The following is a 16,557-nucleotide window of genomic DNA, read 5'->3' on the forward strand; positions in this document are numbered from 1 at the left end:
GGATGCTGGAAAAAGCGCGGAGAGAAACCTCTGCCCTGAGAGCTTAATTGGAGAGCGCGCCGGCAAAGATCAAGGGCCATGCCGAAATGCCGGGCGCTGCATCGAAAAACGCATGGCGGGGCACATGGCGCGCCCCGCGACAGCATCCGCGAAGCGCCCCTCAGGCGCTTGCGCTGCTCTTCTTCTCGCTCTGCTCCGAGTAGATGTAAAGCGGTCGCGCGTTGCCCGACACGACCTCCTCGGAAATCACGACTTCCTGCACGCCTTCCAGAGCCGGAAGCTCGAACATCGTGTCGAGCAGGATCGCCTCCATGATCGAACGAAGGCCGCGCGCGCCGGTCTTGCGCTCGATGGCGCGCTTGGCGATGGCGGAAAGCGCATTCTCATGGAACGTCAGTTCGACATTCTCCATCTCGAACAGGCGCTGATACTGCTTCACCAGCGCGTTCTTCGGTTCGGTCAGGATCTGGATCAGGGCGGCCTCGTCGAGGTCCTCCAGCGTGGCAAGCACCGGCAGGCGGCCTACAAATTCAGGGATCAAGCCGAATTTCAGCAGGTCCTCCGGCTCCACGAGGCGGAACAGGTCGCCCGTGCGGCGCTCTTCCGGCGACGCGACACTCGCGCCGAAGCCGATCGATGTCTTGCGGCCCCGGTCGGAAATGATCCGGTCGAGCCCGGCAAACGCGCCGCCGCAGATGAACAGGATATTGGCCGTATCGACCTGCAGGAACTCCTGCTGCGGATGCTTGCGCCCGCCTTGCGGCGGCACGGAAGCCACGGTGCCTTCCATGATCTTCAACAGTGCCTGCTGCACGCCCTCGCCCGAAACGTCGCGGGTGATCGAGGGATTGTCGGACTTGCGCGAAATCTTGTCGATTTCGTCGATATAGACGATGCCGCGCTGGGCGCGCTCGACGTTGTAATCGGCGGCCTGGAGCAGTTTCAGGATGATGTTCTCGACATCCTCGCCGACATAGCCGGCCTCGGTCAGCGTCGTGGCGTCGGCCATCGTGAATGGCACGTCGATGATGCGCGCCAGCGTCTGCGCAAGCAGCGTCTTGCCGCAGCCGGTCGGCCCGATCAGCAGGATGTTGGACTTGGCAAGCTCGACGTCGTTGTTCTTGCCCGCGTGTGCGAGGCGCTTGTAATGGTTGTGGACCGCGACGGACAGCACGCGCTTGGCGTAGCCCTGCCCGATCACATAGTCGTCCAGAACCTTGAGAATCTCCTGCGGGGTGGGAACACCCTCGCGGGATTTCACCATCGAGGTCTTGTTCTCTTCGCGGATGATATCCATGCACAGCTCGACGCATTCATCGCAGATGAACACGGTCGGTCCGGCAATCAGCTTACGCACTTCGTGCTGGCTCTTGCCGCAGAATGAGCAATAGAGCGTATTCTTGGAATCGCCGCTGTTGCCTACCTTGCTCATTTCATACGTCCTTTCAGCCGTTTCAGCTCTCTTTCGAGAGCGCCGCCCAACCGACCCCGGCATATTGCCCGGTCGGAAAGCCGGCTATCCCTGCAACGCCCTTCGTACGAAACACAAATCGGAAGACGTGGCAATGATTCGCAGCAACCCTTGTCGAGGCTACCCATCCGTAAATCAACAGAAGCTTAACGTAGGACGTCAAGGGGCCAGTTCAAAGATAAGCAATGGAATTGTGTGCTGCGGATGCATCCATTGGGCCGTATATCCGGCATGGGGTGCAATCACGACATCAACTTTTGTTGTTCGGGGTAAGCCGTTTGGCCGCACGCCGCGTCAGGCGCGCGCGCCCTCCATGGCTTCGCGGGTGGTGATGACCTTGTCGATCAAGCCAAACTCCAGCGCCTCGTCCGAAGTCATGAAGTGATCGCGGTCAAGCGTCCGCTCGATGGTATCGTAATCCCTGCCGGTGTGCTTCACGTAGATTTCGTTCAGGCGGCGCTTCAACTTGATGATGTCCTGCGCGTGGCGCTCGATGTCCGAAGCCTGCCCCTGGAAACCGCCGGAAGGCTGGTGAACCATGATGCGGGCATTGGGCGTCGCAAAGCGCATATCCTTGTGACCGGCGCAGAGAAGCAGCGAGCCCATCGACGCGGCCTGCCCGGTGCAGAGCGTCGAGACCGCCGGCCTGATGAACTGCATCGTGTCGTAGATGGCCATGCCGGACGTGACCACGCCGCCGGGCGAATTGATGTAGAGGCTGATTTCCTTCTTCGGATTCTCGGCTTCGAGGAACAGAAGCTGCGCGCAGACGAGCGTCGCCATGCCGTCCTCGACCGGACCGGTGATGAAAATAATGCGCTCTTTCAACAGGCGCGAGAAAATATCGTAGGCCCGTTCGCCGCGATTGGTCTGCTCGACCACCATCGGAACGAGGTTCATGTAGGTTTCGACCGGGTCTTTCATGGAATTACCTTCTCAACAGGGTCGCGCACCGCAGCTTCGGATGCAGAATCGGAATCGGAACAGTTGCCTGTAGATAGGACGCCCGGTCCACGGTGTGCAAGGGCAGGGAAAAGCCGATTTTTCTTAACCTTTCTCCTTAACGACGTGGAGCGAATCCGCTTTCAAGCGCGGGGCTCCCGGCTAAAGTCGCCAGCTTGTTGCGTGTGGAGACTGGTCCCATGAGATCTCAAGCCGGGCGTTTCGTCCTGACAATTCTTGCCATCGGCGTTACGGCGCCGAGCGCGGTTGCGAGCGGCTCTCCGATCGAATGCTATCAGCACATTTATCGCAAGCCGCTCTACGGTACGGTGACGGAGCGGGTGGAACTGTATCCCGCTTACACGGATGTGCAGACATCCGCCGCAATTGTCGGCACCCGCGAACGCGTCACGCAGATCACGCCGGAATCGGAAGGCGTTCGCGTGATACCAGCCCAATACCGCACCATCAGGGAACGCGTGCTCCTCGAACCCGCCAAGGTCGTGCGCAGGCAACTCCCTCCCCGCACCGAAATCCGCTATCGCAAGGAGCTTGTTCCCGGCGGTTACAAGTGGGAATGGCGTGTCATCAACGGTCGCAGGGTGCTCTGCAAGATCGCGGTGCCATCGACCTACCGAAAGGTGGCCGAACGTGTGCCGGTTGGACCGGCCCGCACCGTCAACCAGACGATACCGGCCGTATATGGCTATCGCGAGAAGGTCATAGAAGTCGCGCCGGAGCGCCATGAGCGCTATGTCATACCCGCGCGCTTTGCCTCGGAAACGGAACAGGTCGTGCTTCGACCGAAAATCGTCAGGGAGAGACCCGTTGCGCCGGCCTATCGGACCGTCGGTCGCAAGGTGCTGCTGCGCCCCGGCGAGGATGCCTATAAGCGGATCGCAATTCCCGACCGCTGCAAGATGTAGTGACCAGCCGGCCTGATCCCGGATTGTCGCGGAACAGCGTGCACATCCACGTTCATGTTTCCCGGCGCGGATGCTAACAGAGCCGCATGCAGCACGCGCCGCCCTATCTTCATTTCGAGGCATCGACCAGACGGTTGCGGCTCGATCCGCACGAACCGCGCTTCGTGCAGAATCCTTACGAAGCCTATGCCTGGCTGCACGAGCGATCGCCCGCCTTTTTCTGGGAAGACTACGGCATGTGGTGCTTCGGCGGCTACGAGCAGGTCAATCGCCTGCTGCGGGACAGATCGCTTGGCAGGCAGAATCCGCTTGGCATCCCGGGCAGCGCGAGTGTCGCCAAGGGTCGCGAGCATCTTGCCGCCTTCGATGCCGTGGAGGCGCATTCGATGCTCGAACTGGAGCCGCCCGTCCACACGCGCCTGCGCACGCTGGTCAACCGCGCATTCGTGTCGCGTCAGGTAGAGCGGCTGCGCCCGCGCGCCGAACGTCTGGCGTATGATCTGATCGACGCCTTTCACGACGGCGCCTTCGACCTGCTTCCGGCCTTTGCCACGCCATTGCCCATGACGATCATCGCCGAGATGCTGGGCGTGCCGGTGGAGATGGGTCCGCAACTGCTGGATTGGTCACACAGGCAGGTGGCTATGTACATGCATGGCCGGACGCGCGAGACGGAAGACGCCGCCAACGCCGCCGCGCGCGCGTTTTCCGATTTCCTGCGCGGCTATGCGGCGGAGCGGCGACGCAAACCCGGTGACGACCTCCTGTCGCTGCTGCTCTCGGCGCAGGAGGACGGCGAAAGGCTCAGCGAGGACGAACTGGTTTCGTCGGTAATTCTGCTCCTGAACGCAGGACACGAAGCAACCGTACACCAGACCGGCAATGCGGTACGCACGCTCATTCTCGAGCGGAATGCGGGCCGCACCGATCCCGCCACGCTGTTCGCCACGCCGGATGCAGTGGCTGCAACCGTCGAGGAATGCCTGCGCTTCGACGCGCCGCTGCACATGTTCACGCGCTATGTGTATCGGGATACCGATTTCGGCGACGGCATCGCGGTCGATGCGGGCCGGCAGATCGCCCTGCTGCTCGGCATGGCAAATCGCGACCCTCGTGCTTTCGCCGATCCATCCTCTTTCCTTCCCTCGCGAAGCGACCAGAAGAATGTCAGCTTCGGCGCGGGCATCCATTTCTGCATCGGAGCGCCGTTGGCGCGCGTCGAGTTGCAGGCCTCGCTCGCCATGCTCTTTGCGCGACTGCCCGACCTGCAATTCGCGGAACCGCCGATCTATGGCGACACCTATCATTTCCACGGGCTGCGAAGCCTGATGGTCAGGGCCGACTAGAGCCGGATTACGTATTCCTTGCGGGTGGTCTCGACGACCTCCCAGCTTCCCTTGAAGCCGGGACGAAGGACGAAACTGTCTCCCGCCGTGACCCTGCGCGCTTCTCCGCCATCCTCCGTGATGATCGAGATGCCGGAAAGGATGTGGCAGAATTCCCATTCGTCATATTCGATCCGCCATTTGCCCGGCGTGGCCTCCCAGATCCCGGCGAAGAGGCCGCCATCGGCCTCTTCCGCGTTCCACGTCAGGAAGCGAGGATCACCGGAAATGACGCGATCTTCCGCCGGAGCGCCGGATTCGGGCGCTCCGATGGCCTTGACGACCAGAAAACGCGGCATCGTCAGACCTTCGCCAGCGACTGGTCGAGATCGGCGATGATGTCGTTGATGTCCTCGATGCCGACCGAAAGACGGACGGTATCGGGACCGGCGCCCGCCGCCACTTTCTGCTCGTCGGAAAGCTGGCGGTGGGTGGTCGATGCCGGATGGATGACCAGCGAGCGCGTGTCGCCGACATTGGCGAGATGCGAAAAAAGTTCCAGCCCCTCGACGAACTTGACGCCGGCATCGTAGCCGCCTTTCAGGCCGACCGTGAAAACCGCTCCGGCGCCCTTCGGCGAATAGCGCTGCTGCAATGCGTGGTTCTTGTCCCCCTTGAGGCCCGGATAGGAAACCCAGGCCACCTTGGGATGATTGGACAGCCAGGCCGCGGCGGCGGCGGCGTTGTCGCAATGCTTCTGCATGCGCAGCGGCAGCGTCTCGACCCCGGTCAGGATCAGGAACGCGTTGAACGGCGAGATGGCCGGGCCGAAATCGCGCAGGCCAAGCACGCGAGCGGCGATGGCAAACGCAAAATTGCCAAAGGTTTCGTGCAGCACCACGCCGCCATATTCCGCACGCGGCTGCGACAGCATGGGGTATTTCCCGGACTTCGACCAGTCGAAGGTCCCGCCATCGACAATGACGCCGCCGACAGAGTTGCCATGGCCGCCGATGAACTTGGTCAGCGAGTGAACCACGATGTCCGCGCCGTACTCGACGGGCCGGATGAGATAGGGCGTGGCCAGCGTATTGTCGACGATCAGCGGAATGCCGTGCTTGTGCGCAACCTTGGCAATCGCCTCGATGTCGACGAACGTGCCTCCGGGATTGGCAAGGCTTTCGATGAAGATCGCCTTGGTCTTGTCATCGATCTGCTTTTCGAAGCTCGAAGGGTCTTCCGGTTCGGCCCACCGCACCTCCCAGCCGAAATTCTTGAACGCATGGCCGAACTGGTTGATCGAACCGCCATACAGCTTCCTGGCAGCCACGAAATTCTCGCCCGGCGCCATGATGGTGTGGAAGACGAGCATCTGCGCCGCATGGCCGGATGCAACCGCAAGCGCAGCCGTGCCGCCTTCAAGCGCGGCAAGGCGCTCCTCCAGCACCGCCTGCGTGGGGTTCATGATGCGCGTATAGATGTTGCCGAAGGCCTTGAGGCCGAACAATGAAGCGGCGTGGTCGGCATCCTCGAACACATAGGAGGTGGTCTGGTAGATCGGCGTCGCGCGCGCTCCCGTGGCCGGATCGGGCTTTGCCCCGGCGTGCACTGCAAGCGTGGAAAATCCGGGGATACGTGGCGACATGACTTCCTCTCCTCAACATGTGGATCTGTGAAATTGAGGCAGGACTTTGCGCAGGAAGCCGCCCCTCTTGCAACGATGGATTTTCTCAAAAACGCCGGGTTCCATTCGTCTGTTTTCGCCGGCAGCCGCTTTCGAGGAACAATCGCCTATTTCGAGCGCACGCCGAAACTCTGCACCCCGCCGCGCATCAGGGGACGGCGCGATGAAATGACTCCCGAATTGACCCCGGTCCAGCCGATCTCGCCGGAAAGGCGGCCATACTCGATTTTCGGGCAGCGATTCATGACAACCTTCAACCCCGCTGCTTCCGCGCGCGCCGCCGCCTCGTCGTGCCGGACGCCGAGCTGCATCCAGATCACTTTTGGCAAGGGAGAGAGCTGAAGCGCCTCCTCGACAATCCCCGGCACGGCCTCCGTCGCCCTGAAAATGTCCACCATATCGACAGGAACGGAGATCTCCGACAGGCGTGCATACACGTGCTGGCCAAGAATCTCCTTTCCCGCCTGCCCCGGATTGACTGGAAAGACCTGAAATCCCTTGGCAATGAGGTATTTGGCAACGAAAAAGCTTGGACGCACATCGTTCGCGGATGCGCCGACAATTGCGATGCTGCGCACCTCGTTGAGGATGTCGGCGATGTACTGGTTGTCATAGGAGTCGTGGTTCAAGCTGCCCTCGCCGGGTTGCATTCGGTCCTGAAATCCAGTCACATGACTGCAGGGCCCGGACTGAACAAGCGGAGAGACTACATGCGCAAGTCGCTGGCGCAACTGTTGGCCCTTTTGGGGATGGCAGCCCTGATCCCCTCGAACGCGTCCGCAGGCGTTCCGCCGGACGGGCTGGCGAGCATGGATAAGGCGGCGGTTGAATTCGTGACGCTGCTTCAGCAGCCGGAATATGCCGCAAACCCGCCGCGCATCGGCGAAGACAAGGTGAAAGTCGTTTTCGCCGCACTGCTCGATCGGGACAAAATCATCGGCAAGTCGCCCTACACGAAGCAGGACATACAGCCGCTTCTGGCTATATTTTCGGGCTATTTTGCACTTTCAAAGGTTTATATCGAGCATCGCGACGCCAGCGGGAAGCCGCCGGAGCAAGGACCGGAAGTGGCCTATCAGGACGAGCTTGCACTTCTTGCCAAGGGCATGGTGCAGGCAGGCGGCGCGCTATCTCTGGCGCTGACGGACGATGCCGACAGCAAGCCGGCAGCCGATTTCACGGAACCGGAAAAGGCCCAGCTCGCCAAATACAGGATGGGTGTGAGCCAGATTTTCTCAAGCGCGGTCTCACTGGTCCAGAATCCGCAATATTCTGAGGCCAACAAGCAGATCCTCGCCGAGGCGCTCGCCGAAAACGGGCTGGCGTTTCGCGACATCATCCTCGTCGCCGAGCGCGGCAACATCGCAAATGCGGCGACGCAGGCCCTGCTCTACGCCCCAAAAACCGTGGAGGAAAACATGAACGCCTTTATCAACGAACTGAAAAGCGATGAATGCACCGGCTTGTGCGCGCTGAAATAGCTGGGTCAGGACCCTAGGTCGTAGTGACGATTTAACGGTTCGCTGCGTTGGAGCGGAAAAGACCGCTGAACAGGAGAAAAGCGCAAGGCGGTGTTGACCACCGTCGAGCATTTTCGACGCATTCAGCGGCCTTTTCTGCCCAACCCCAGAGGGGCCGCGCCGAAATCGGCCATTTCTTCGTCACGCGTCGTCGAATATGCGATGCATATCCTTCCTCCTTCTTCCTCGAACTGACCAATTTCATCTGCGGCGCAGCAAATCGCTAAATCGTCACTACGACCTAGGCCGGCAGCGAAATGTTACCGGCTGCATCGATCGGAAAGTCGGGATTGTGAGCGACTTCCCAGACATTTCCTTCCGGGTCGGCGAAATAGCCGTACCAGCCGCCCCAGAACGCCTTTCCGCCAGGCTTCACGATCTCGCCGCCCGCCCGTTCGGCAAGCTCCAGCACCGCATCGACCTCGAAATCGGTGCGCGTGTTGTAGGCCAGATAAACGCGCGAATGACCGCCCGTAAACTCAATGCCTGAATCCTTTTCCGCGCTTTCCCTCGGAAACAGGGCAAAGATGGTGCCCCCAATCTGGAAAAATGCCACGCCATCGTCGATCCGATGGCGTTTGAAACCCATCGAGCGATAGAAGCCAGCCATCAGGTCGAGATCATCGACCGCAATGGTGATGATCGAGACGCGTGGCTCCATCATTCCGGGCCCCATTGCGGCTTGCGCTTTTCGATGAATGCCGAGATGCCCTCCCGTGCATCCCGGGCCAGCATGTTATCCACCATGACCTGCGCCGCATAGTCATAGGCCTCGGTCAGCCCCATCTCCGCCTGTCGGTAGAAGGCCTGCTTGCCTCTCGAAATGCCGGAAGGCGATTTCGAAACAATCGCTTGTGCGTATTTGCTGACGACCTGCGCGAGATATTCGGGCGGCACGACGCGATTGACCAGCCCGAATTCGCGGGCCGTCGCCGCGTCGATCATTTCGCCCGTCAATAGCATTTCCATCGCATGCTTCGGCTTGAGGCCGCGCGCCAACGCGACGCCCGGGGTGGTGCAGAACAGGCCGACATCGATGCCATTCACGCCGAATGTCGCCTTGTCCGAAGCAATTGCGAGGTCGCAGGTCGCAACAAGCTGGCACCCCGCCGCTGTCGCGATTCCATTCACCTCGGCAATGACCGGGCGCGGATGCTGCATGATCGACTGCATCATGCGCCCGCACGCATCGAATGTGTGCTTGAAGAACGCCTCGCCGCCGTCCGCATCGCCGCGATGTGCGGTCATTTCCTTAAGGTCATGGCCGCCGGAAAAGACCTTACCCGCCGCGGCAATGACGATCACGCGGACGGACGAATCTTCGGCAGACCTGTCCAGTTCAGCCTGCAGCCGGGAGATAAGCTCAATGGACAGCGCGTTCGCGGGCGGATTGGTAAGTGTCAGCCTCAACACACCTTCGGATTGCTGGACATCGAGCAAGCTTCGCTGCTCGGCGTTGCGTGGCATCGCCAGAATCTCCCCCATGGATCTCTCCTTGAACATGGTCATGCAAATTGCCAACAATTCAGCGCCACAGCTTGACTTCCGGCAAATCGGCGCTTCCTTCGTCGGAAGCCACGTTAGCACCAAGGATGCGGAATGCCAGCCCAGCCAGATCTCGTACCCGTCATGACCGTGGCCGAAGTCAGCGCAATGCTCGACGAGGTCTTTCCCCAGTTCAACGTGGACCGCGCCTTCGAAGTCCGCGAAATTCGCCCCGGCGGCTGTACCGTGAGATTAAACGCAGGCGACAATCATCTGCGCCCGGGCGGCACGGTTTCAGGTCCATCTCTGTTCGCGCTTGCAGATATATCTGGCTATGTCTGCGTCCTCTCACATGCGGGACCGGACGCGCTTTCCGTGACCACCAACCTGAACATCAATTTCATGCGCAAGGCCGAGGCGGGGCCAATTGACGGCCATTGCCGCATTCTCAAGCTTGGCCGCAGCCTCATGGTTTTCGACATCGAGATGGTCGCAGGCGCCGACGGGCATCTGGTCGCTCATGCGACCGGGACCTATTCCATTCCGCCGAAACGTTGATAAAGGTCACCCGATGGATGGTTTGACGCGCGCCCAGCTCGACAAAAAGGAAAATCAGGATTTCGCACTCGGCGGCAAACCGATGCGTCCACGCGACGCCGCGACACTGATCCTGCTCGACCGCGACTCCGGTGCGCCGCGCGTACTGATGGGCCGCCGGCACATGCGCCACACATTCATGCCCGGCAAATTCGTGTTTCCGGGCGGGCGGACAGACCCCGCCGACAGCCGCGTCAGGATCGCCGAGGGACTGCACCCGGCCGAGGAGCAAAAGCTGATCGGGCAAGGCAGCCGCGCCAGCGCCGCGCGGGCGCGCGCCATCGCTCTTTCGGCGATTCGCGAAACCTATGAGGAAGCGGGCCTGTTGATCGGCCGCAAGGGCGATTTCTCAACCACGCGGGGAGACTGGCAGGGCTTTGCCACGCACGCCGTGCAGCCATCGCTCGCAGCCCTTCGATACATTGCCCGCGCCATCACGCCTCCCGGCCGCGTTCGCCGCTACGACACACGCTTTCTGGCGGCGTGGAGAAGCGATGTGGCCGTCGAGTTGCCCGAGGGCGGCCCCACGGATGAGCTGGAAGAAATCGTCTGGCTGCCGCTTTCCGATGCGATGGATGCTGATATTCCCACGATCACGCGCACCGTCCTCGCTGAACTGTCCGAGAGGCTTGCAATCGACCCCGATCTGACGCCCGGCGGCAATGTGCCGTTCTACCGAATGCTGAACGGGCGGTTTCGCAAGGTCATTCTTTAGCGCCACCACGGAAGCAGCGCCTCACGCACCGCCTGCTGCGGAGTGAGGCCGATATCGCGCAACTGATGATCGCTGAGATCCAGCAGATCTGCACGCGTGCGGCGCAGTTGCGCGCGCTTGGCTATCCACGCGGACACAATCGCAACCAGGCCGGCTGGACGGGTGTCAATATCCGCCTCCGCACCTGTTTCGAGAATTGTATGCATCGTCGGCATATTGCACCTGTGCCAATCTCACATTGAATCTATTGACTTCATATCCGTCTATCTATTTGACTCATTTTCCGGTGCAATATGGAAACTTGTCACTATGACAACTTGGCTTCCCGATCTGTCGACGGGCGTCGGACCGCTTTACCAGCGGCTCGCGGACAGGATCGAGGCGGATATCGACAAGGGCGCAATTGCGTCGGGGACGAAGCTCCCCCCGCAGCGCAATCTCGCATTCGACATCGGAACGACTGTCGGGACGGTGGGGCGCGCCTATGCGCTCTTGCGCGAGCGCGGACTGGTCAGCGGAGAAGTCGGACGCGGAACCTATGTGCTTTCAAGCGGCGAACGCTCAACGGCGCAGTCCACCGCCGATCCGCGCCAGGACGGAACGCGGCCGATGGATGCGCCTGCGGACAAGCTGCGCTTCGACACGACCTCTGCGCCCAATCTCGGACAAGGGGCAATTGTCGCCCGCCTGGTCGCGGAACTGGGCATCGAAGCACCCGCCGAAATATCGAGCTACACGCGAACCTTTCCGGACGAATGGTTCGAGGCTGGCAGCGCGTGGCTTTCGCGTGGCGGCTTTTGCCCCGCGCCCGATACGATCGTCCCAACGCTCGGCACGCATGCCGGTGCGATGTCCGCCATCGTGGCGCTCACCTCTCCCGGTGACTATGTGGTTTTCGAGCACGCCACCTATTCGCAGGTAGCGCGCGCCACCGCGCTTGCCGGACGCCGCATTGCGCTGGTGCAGTCTGACGAGCAAGGTCTCGATCCCGACCATTTCGACCATGTCTGCGCGCAGAAGCACCCGACGATGGCATTCCTCATGCCTTCGGCCCACAATCCGACCTGCGTCAGCCTCGATTCCAACCGGCGACAGCGCATTGCCGAGCTTGCCCGCAAACACAATGTTTTCCTGATTGAGGATGACCTCTACGGCCGTCTGAGTGGCGACCGGCTGCCCATGCTGGTCGAGTTTGCGCCGGAACGCACAATCGTCGCCTCCGGCCTGTCCAAATCGGTTGCCGCAGGGGTGCGGGGCGGCTGGCTGTCCTGCCCGACAGCTTACCGGCACCGCATCCGCGTCGCGCACAGGCTACTGAGCGGCAGCAGTCCCTACCTTCTGTCGGCGCTGGCCGCGCGTCTTGTCCTGTCGGGCGAAGCACGGGAAATCGAGGCCCGCAGCATCGAGGAAATCAGGGCGCGCACGGCCCTCGTGCGCGTCGCGCTCGAAGGCTACAGCTTTAACAGCCAGCCCAGCATCCCGTTCGTGTGGCTGGCCTTGCCGGAAGCGTGGAACTCCGGAACCTTCAAGAATGCAGCCTTTGAGAACGGCGTTCTTCTGGACGATGAGGACGAGTTCAAGGCGGGCCGCTCCGAGCAGGTGTTCCACCGCGTGCGCTTTGCGATATCGCAACCGCGCGACCGTGAAGATGTGCGCGCGGGACTGGCCGTGATACGCCGCCTGCTGGACGAAGGCCGCGCCGGCTACGAGCGCTTCGATTAAGATCAATTTTCGGACATATACGCCAGCAATTGCTCGGGCGGTCGGTTCTCGCCGATGGACATGGACAATATGCGCGACAGGTGCCGGTACGGCAGGCCGGTCTGCTCATGCCAGGCGTTGAGTTGCATCTGGATGCGCGCCAGATCGCGCTTGGAGGTCGGCTTCTCCGCGATTTCCAGCCCGGCATCGCGCAGCGCGGCGGCGAAATCGGTCGAGATCACGAAGCAATCCCAGCCGATCCAGCGCAGGAAATATTGCCCCGTCGCTCCGCCCAACCTGCTGCCGTGCCGGTCGAGATAAGCCATCAGGCCGATCTGGTCGTCCACCGGCCAATCGGCAAGAAATTTCCCGAAACTGCCATGTTCCTTCGAAACGCTGGCGACAAAAGCCGCGTTTTCCCGGACCGACATGATTTTCTGGCCGTTGCGCACGATGCGCGTGTCCGAAGCCAGCGCGCCCCAGAAATCGTCCGGCTGGAAAAGCAGGCGGGCGACATCGAAACCGAGAAACGCTTCCTCGAAACCCGGCCATTTCGCCTCGATAACGCTCCAGACAAAACCCGCACTGAAAATGCGCTGCGTCATGGCCGAGAGAACCCGATCGTCCGGCACCTGGGCAAGCGCTGCATTGTCCGGTGCGCTTCCGAGCAGCCGGTCCAGTATTTCGCTGCCGCCTTTGCGCTTTTCGGCCCTTTCGCGAATCCTGCTGAAATTGATCATCGCCTTATCCTTGCCCAATCGGCTCCTATCTAGCATTTCTTCAAATTACGAACACGGGCACCGAGGTTTCGCCATGCATAAATCCATTTCCGACATCGCCGCGCAATGGCTCCGCCGCCAGCCTGAGAATTTGAGCGAGGCTGAGCACCGGGTCCTTCAAAGCGCCGTCGAACACCGCACGATTGCTTCGGACACCAACAAGGCATTTGCGAAAAGGCTCTCGACCGGCGATCGTCTGGCGGACGCAATCGCGCGCGTCGGTGGATCATGGACCTTCATCATCGCCTTCCTCGTGTTCCTGTTCGCATGGGCCGCGCTGAATGCGTGGCTGCTTGGGCGCGCGACCTTCGACCCCTATCCTTTCGTGTTTCTCAACCTGGTCCTGTCGATGATCGCCGCATTGCAGGCGCCGATCATCATGATGTCGCAAAACAGGCAGGCCGAACGCGACCGGCTCGACGCTGCGCACGACTATGAAGTAAACCTCAAGGCTGAAATCGAGATCATGGCGCTGCATGCGAAGATCGAGGAACTTCGAAGCCAGGAAATCGCCCTGCTCTGTCGGCAGATTTCGGAACTCACCAGCCTCGTGCAAGGCAAGGCCGAAAAGCGCGACGGCTGATGGAGACCTTACGCGCCTTTGTCGAGCAATATGGCCTCATCGCGATCTTTATCGGATGTGTCGCCGAGGGAGAGAGCTTCGCCATTCTCGGCGGCTTTTTTGCGCATCAGGAAATACTGAACTTCGTTGGCGTCTTTCTGGCTGTTTTTCTCGGCTCGTTCCTTGGGGACGGAATGTTTTTCCTCGCCGGACGTCACTTCACCGATCACCCCATCGTGGTTCGCTTGCGTCACAAGCGGGGGTTCAGTCATGCATACCGGCTGGTCAACCGTCATCCGAATATATTCGTGCTGACCAACCGCTTTATCTATGGCCTGCGCCTTGTTGGCGGGATCGCTGCCGGAATGGCCAACATTGCGGCACCCCGCTTCCTCATCCTGAATGCGCTGTCGTCGCTGATATGGTCGAGCGTCTTCATAGGGCTGGGCTATTTCTTCGGCCTCGGCGCGGAAACGCTGATCGGCGACACGTTCAGGACCCACCACCGACTGTTGATTGGCCTCGGCCTGGCCCTCGTCGCCGCAATCATCGCGGCGTTCGTCGCCCATCGCATGGCGCGCAAGGAGCCGCACGAGCCGCGTTAGCGCGCCTCAGTTCATGCGCTCAATCAGCGCGCCGAGCCAAACGCCTGCCACAAGGATGATGGCGATGAGCACCGCAAGCGATCCGCAGTCCTTGGCGATCTGGATTTGACGGTCGAACTCAAGGCTGACCGCATCGCATGCCGCCTCGATCCCGGTATTCAGCACCTCGACCAGCATCAGCACCAGCACCGAGCCGATGAGAAAGAAATAGGACGACCAGTTTTCCGCCAGAAACCACCCGGCAGGCAGCGCGACGGCCAGGAGAATCAACTCCTGCTGGAATGCTTTTTCGTTTCGCGCCAGCCAGGTGAAAGCGCGGACGGAATTGTGCCAGGCGTTAATCAGTCGTTCCATGACGGGATCGCTTTAGATGTTCAGCCCGTTCCGCTACTCAACCGTCACCGACTTGGCAAGATTGCGCGGCTGATCGACATCGGTTCCCATGAACACGGCTGTGTAATAAGCGAGCATCTGGATCGGCAATGCGTAGAGGATCGGCGCGGCGATTTCGGGGACGGGCGGCAGGATGATGGTGTCCAGCGTGTCGATAGTCGATTTTTCCGCGCCTTCCCGATCCGTGATGAGGATGATCTTGCCACCGCGCGCCGCGACCTCCTGCATGTTGGAGACGGTCTTCTCGAAAATGCGGTCATGCGGCGCAATGACGATCACCGGCATGTTCTCGTCGATCAGTGCGATGGGGCCGTGCTTGAGTTCGCCCGCGGCATAACCTTCGGCGTGGATGTAAGAGATTTCCTTGAGCTTGAGCGCGCCTTCCAGCGCGAGCGGGAAATTGGTGTCGCGCCCGAGATAGAGCACGTGCTTGTAGTGCGCCAGTTCGCGCGCCACCTTTTCGATCTGCCGTTCGAGCTTCAGCACCTGGCTTGCCAGCCGAGGCGCTTCGCCAAGTTCCTTGACCAGCCTTCGCTCTTCGGCCTCGTCAACCGTGCCGCGCGCCGCCGCCGCATGGATCGCAAGCGCCGCCATGACGGAAAGCTGGCAGGTAAACGCCTTGGTCGAGGCGACGCCTATTTCCGGCCCCGCCAGCGTCGGCAGCGTCACATCCGATTCGCGCGCAATGGTCGAGCCGCGCACGTTCACCACCGCGCCGATGGGAACGCCTTCGCCGCGACAATAGCGCAGCGACGCAAGCGTGTCGGCGGTTTCGCCGGATTGCGAAATGAACAGCGCGGCGCTTTTCTTCGCCAGCGGCATTTCGCGATAGCGGAATTCCGACGCGATATCGATGTCGACCGGCAGGCGCGCATAGCGCTCGAACCAGTATTTCCCGACAAGGCCCGACAGATAGGCCGTGCCGCAGGCCGAAATGGCAATGCGGTCGATTTCGGCGAAGTCGAAGGGCAGTTCCAGCGCCTTTGTGCGGCCAGTCGTGAAATCGATATAGTGGGCCAGCGTGTGCGAAATCACTTCCGGCTGTTCATGGATTTCCTTTTCCATGAAGTGGCGGTGATTGCCCTTGTCCACCATGTAGCTGCTGCCGATGGAGCGCTGCCGCTTGCGCTGGACGGGCTTGCCCTCCATGTCGAAAATCTCGACACTGTTGCGGCGCACCACCGCCCAATCCCCGTCCTCCAGATAGGTGATGGAGTTGGTGAAAGGCGCTAGCGCAATCGCATCCGAGCCGAGAAACATTTCGCCTTCGCCGTGCCCTACGGCCAGCGGCGGGCCGTTGCGCGCGCCGACGATGAGGTCTTCGTCGCCCTCGAACATGATCGCCAGCGCGAATGCGCCATGAAGGCGGCGCAGCGCATTGTGGGCGGCCTCGACGGGAGCAACCCCCTTTGCCAGTTCCCGGCTGACCAGATGCGCCACGACCTCGGTGTCGGTCTGCGACGAAAACACAAATCCGTCTTTCTTCAACTCGTCGCGCAGTTCGGCGAAATTCTCGATGATGCCGTTGTGAACGATGGCTACGCCGTTCGAAAAATGCGGGTGGGCGTTCGTTTCGTTAGGAACGCCATGCGTCGCCCAGCGCGTATGACCGATGCCGATGGTGCCTGCGAGCGGTTCGGCCTCAAGCCGCTTCTCCAGGTTGACGAGCTTGCCCTCGGCGCGCCTGCGCCCCAGTTCGCCATGCTCGACGGTGGCCACTCCGGCGGAGTCATAGCCACGATATTCGAGGCGCTTCAAAGCATCGACGATCAACGGCGCGACAGGCGCATGACCGACAATGGCAACAATTCCACACATATACGATGTCCCAAGGATTCGAATTTCCGGGCGA

Annotated in this window: 19 protein-coding genes; 8 read left to right on the plus strand and 11 right to left on the minus strand. The window is 61.0% G+C overall.

Annotation, left to right across the window (positions count from 1 at the left end; translation table 11 throughout):
- Nucleotides 1-160: 160 nt before the first annotated feature.
- Both clpX and M9924_16885 read right to left on the minus strand, forming a co-directional pair.
- On the minus strand, nt 161-1,432 hold the full coding sequence (clpX, locus tag M9924_16880) for an ATP-dependent Clp protease ATP-binding subunit ClpX (GenBank protein MCO5066070.1): 1,272 nt from the start codon (nt 1,430-1,432) through the stop codon (nt 161-163).
- A gap of 333 nt (nt 1,433-1,765) precedes the next feature.
- Complete coding sequence (locus tag M9924_16885; protein ID MCO5066071.1) at nt 1,766-2,395, minus strand: ATP-dependent Clp protease proteolytic subunit; 630 nt, start codon at nt 2,393-2,395, stop codon at nt 1,766-1,768.
- Nucleotides 2,396-2,613: 218 nt separating this feature from the next.
- Here M9924_16885 and M9924_16890 point away from each other — a divergent pair, with 218 nt between their 5' ends.
- Together M9924_16890 and M9924_16895 are read left to right on the plus strand one after the other, a co-directional pair.
- Nucleotides 2,614-3,339 carry a hypothetical protein gene (locus tag M9924_16890; protein MCO5066072.1) on the plus strand — a complete coding sequence of 242 codons (726 nt, stop codon included), beginning with the start codon at nt 2,614-2,616 and terminating at the stop codon, nt 3,337-3,339.
- An 86-nt stretch (nt 3,340-3,425) separates the two neighbouring features.
- Nucleotides 3,426-4,685 (plus strand): cytochrome P450, encoded by a 1,260-nt coding sequence (locus M9924_16895; protein ID MCO5066073.1) that lies wholly within the window; start codon nt 3,426-3,428, stop codon nt 4,683-4,685.
- Here the strand turns inward: M9924_16895 and M9924_16900 are convergent.
- From M9924_16900 to M9924_16910, 3 genes are all read right to left on the minus strand, one after another.
- Nucleotides 4,682-5,023 (minus strand): cupin domain-containing protein, encoded by a 342-nt coding sequence (locus M9924_16900; protein MCO5066074.1) that lies wholly within the window; start codon nt 5,021-5,023, stop codon nt 4,682-4,684. The two genes, M9924_16895 and M9924_16900, sit on opposite strands and share 4 nt — an antisense overlap.
- A gap of 2 nt (nt 5,024-5,025) precedes the next feature.
- Nucleotides 5,026-6,309: an O-acetylhomoserine aminocarboxypropyltransferase gene (locus tag M9924_16905; protein MCO5066075.1), complete on the minus strand. Its 1,284-nt coding sequence runs from the start codon at nt 6,307-6,309 to the stop codon at nt 5,026-5,028.
- Nucleotides 6,310-6,455: 146 nt separating this feature from the next.
- Nucleotides 6,456-6,977, minus strand: coding sequence for a CoA-binding protein (locus M9924_16910; GenBank protein ID MCO5066076.1), 522 nt, complete (start codon nt 6,975-6,977; stop codon nt 6,456-6,458).
- Between the two features lie 42 nt (nt 6,978-7,019).
- Here M9924_16910 and M9924_16915 point away from each other — a divergent pair, with 42 nt between their 5' ends.
- Nucleotides 7,020-7,829 carry a hypothetical protein gene (locus M9924_16915; protein ID MCO5066077.1) on the plus strand — a complete coding sequence of 270 codons (810 nt, stop codon included), beginning with the start codon at nt 7,020-7,022 and terminating at the stop codon, nt 7,827-7,829.
- Nucleotides 7,830-8,109: 280 nt separating this feature from the next.
- On the opposite strand, the gene M9924_16920 is transcribed toward M9924_16915, so the two are convergent.
- Together M9924_16920 and M9924_16925 are read right to left on the minus strand one after the other, a co-directional pair.
- On the minus strand, nt 8,110-8,529 hold the full coding sequence (locus tag M9924_16920; protein MCO5066078.1) for a VOC family protein: 420 nt from the start codon (nt 8,527-8,529) through the stop codon (nt 8,110-8,112).
- Entirely contained in the window at nt 8,529-9,353 is an 825-nt protein-coding gene (locus M9924_16925) for an enoyl-CoA hydratase (GenBank protein ID MCO5066079.1), read from the minus strand. The genes M9924_16920 and M9924_16925 overlap by 1 nt, the downstream gene beginning before the upstream one ends.
- 114 nt (nt 9,354-9,467) lie before the next feature.
- Here M9924_16925 and M9924_16930 point away from each other — a divergent pair, with 114 nt between their 5' ends.
- Nucleotides 9,468-9,911 carry a PaaI family thioesterase gene (locus M9924_16930; GenBank protein MCO5066080.1) on the plus strand — a complete coding sequence of 148 codons (444 nt, stop codon included), beginning with the start codon at nt 9,468-9,470 and terminating at the stop codon, nt 9,909-9,911.
- 13 nt (nt 9,912-9,924) lie between these two features.
- The gene (locus M9924_16935; protein ID MCO5066081.1) at nt 9,925-10,665 is read left to right on the plus strand and encodes an NUDIX domain-containing protein; all 741 of its coding nucleotides are present in this window, start codon (nt 9,925-9,927) and stop codon (nt 10,663-10,665) included.
- Here M9924_16935 and M9924_16940 read toward each other — a convergent pair.
- Nucleotides 10,662-10,880: a DUF1127 domain-containing protein gene (locus M9924_16940; protein MCO5066082.1), complete on the minus strand. Its 219-nt coding sequence runs from the start codon at nt 10,878-10,880 to the stop codon at nt 10,662-10,664. The genes M9924_16935 and M9924_16940 overlap by 4 nt on opposite strands.
- A gap of 94 nt (nt 10,881-10,974) precedes the next feature.
- Between M9924_16940 and M9924_16945 the strand changes: the two genes are divergently transcribed.
- Nucleotides 10,975-12,387, plus strand: coding sequence for a PLP-dependent aminotransferase family protein (locus tag M9924_16945; protein MCO5066083.1), 1,413 nt, complete (start codon nt 10,975-10,977; stop codon nt 12,385-12,387).
- 2 nt (nt 12,388-12,389) lie between these two features.
- On the opposite strand, the gene M9924_16950 is transcribed toward M9924_16945, so the two are convergent.
- On the minus strand, nt 12,390-13,106 hold the full coding sequence (locus M9924_16950) for a DNA-3-methyladenine glycosylase I (GenBank protein ID MCO5066084.1): 717 nt from the start codon (nt 13,104-13,106) through the stop codon (nt 12,390-12,392).
- Nucleotides 13,107-13,179: 73 nt separating this feature from the next.
- Here M9924_16950 and M9924_16955 point away from each other — a divergent pair, with 73 nt between their 5' ends.
- Nucleotides 13,180-13,728 carry a DUF1003 domain-containing protein gene (locus M9924_16955; GenBank protein MCO5066085.1) on the plus strand — a complete coding sequence of 183 codons (549 nt, stop codon included), beginning with the start codon at nt 13,180-13,182 and terminating at the stop codon, nt 13,726-13,728.
- Nucleotides 13,728-14,312: a DedA family protein gene (locus tag M9924_16960; protein MCO5066086.1), complete on the plus strand. Its 585-nt coding sequence runs from the start codon at nt 13,728-13,730 to the stop codon at nt 14,310-14,312. The genes M9924_16955 and M9924_16960 overlap by 1 nt, the downstream gene beginning before the upstream one ends.
- A gap of 6 nt (nt 14,313-14,318) precedes the next feature.
- Here M9924_16960 and M9924_16965 read toward each other — a convergent pair whose 3' ends face one another.
- A complete protein-coding gene (locus M9924_16965) occupies nt 14,319-14,666 on the minus strand; it encodes a diacylglycerol kinase (GenBank protein MCO5066087.1) in 348 nt (115 codons plus the stop codon).
- Between the two features lie 33 nt (nt 14,667-14,699).
- The gene (gene glmS / locus M9924_16970; protein ID MCO5066088.1) at nt 14,700-16,523 is read right to left on the minus strand and encodes a glutamine--fructose-6-phosphate transaminase (isomerizing); all 1,824 of its coding nucleotides are present in this window, start codon (nt 16,521-16,523) and stop codon (nt 14,700-14,702) included.
- Nucleotides 16,524-16,557 lie beyond the last annotated feature (34 nt).

This window comes from Rhizobiaceae bacterium (genome assembly GCA_023953835.1).
In the GTDB taxonomy this organism is placed as follows: domain Bacteria; phylum Pseudomonadota; class Alphaproteobacteria; order Rhizobiales; family Rhizobiaceae; genus Mesorhizobium_G.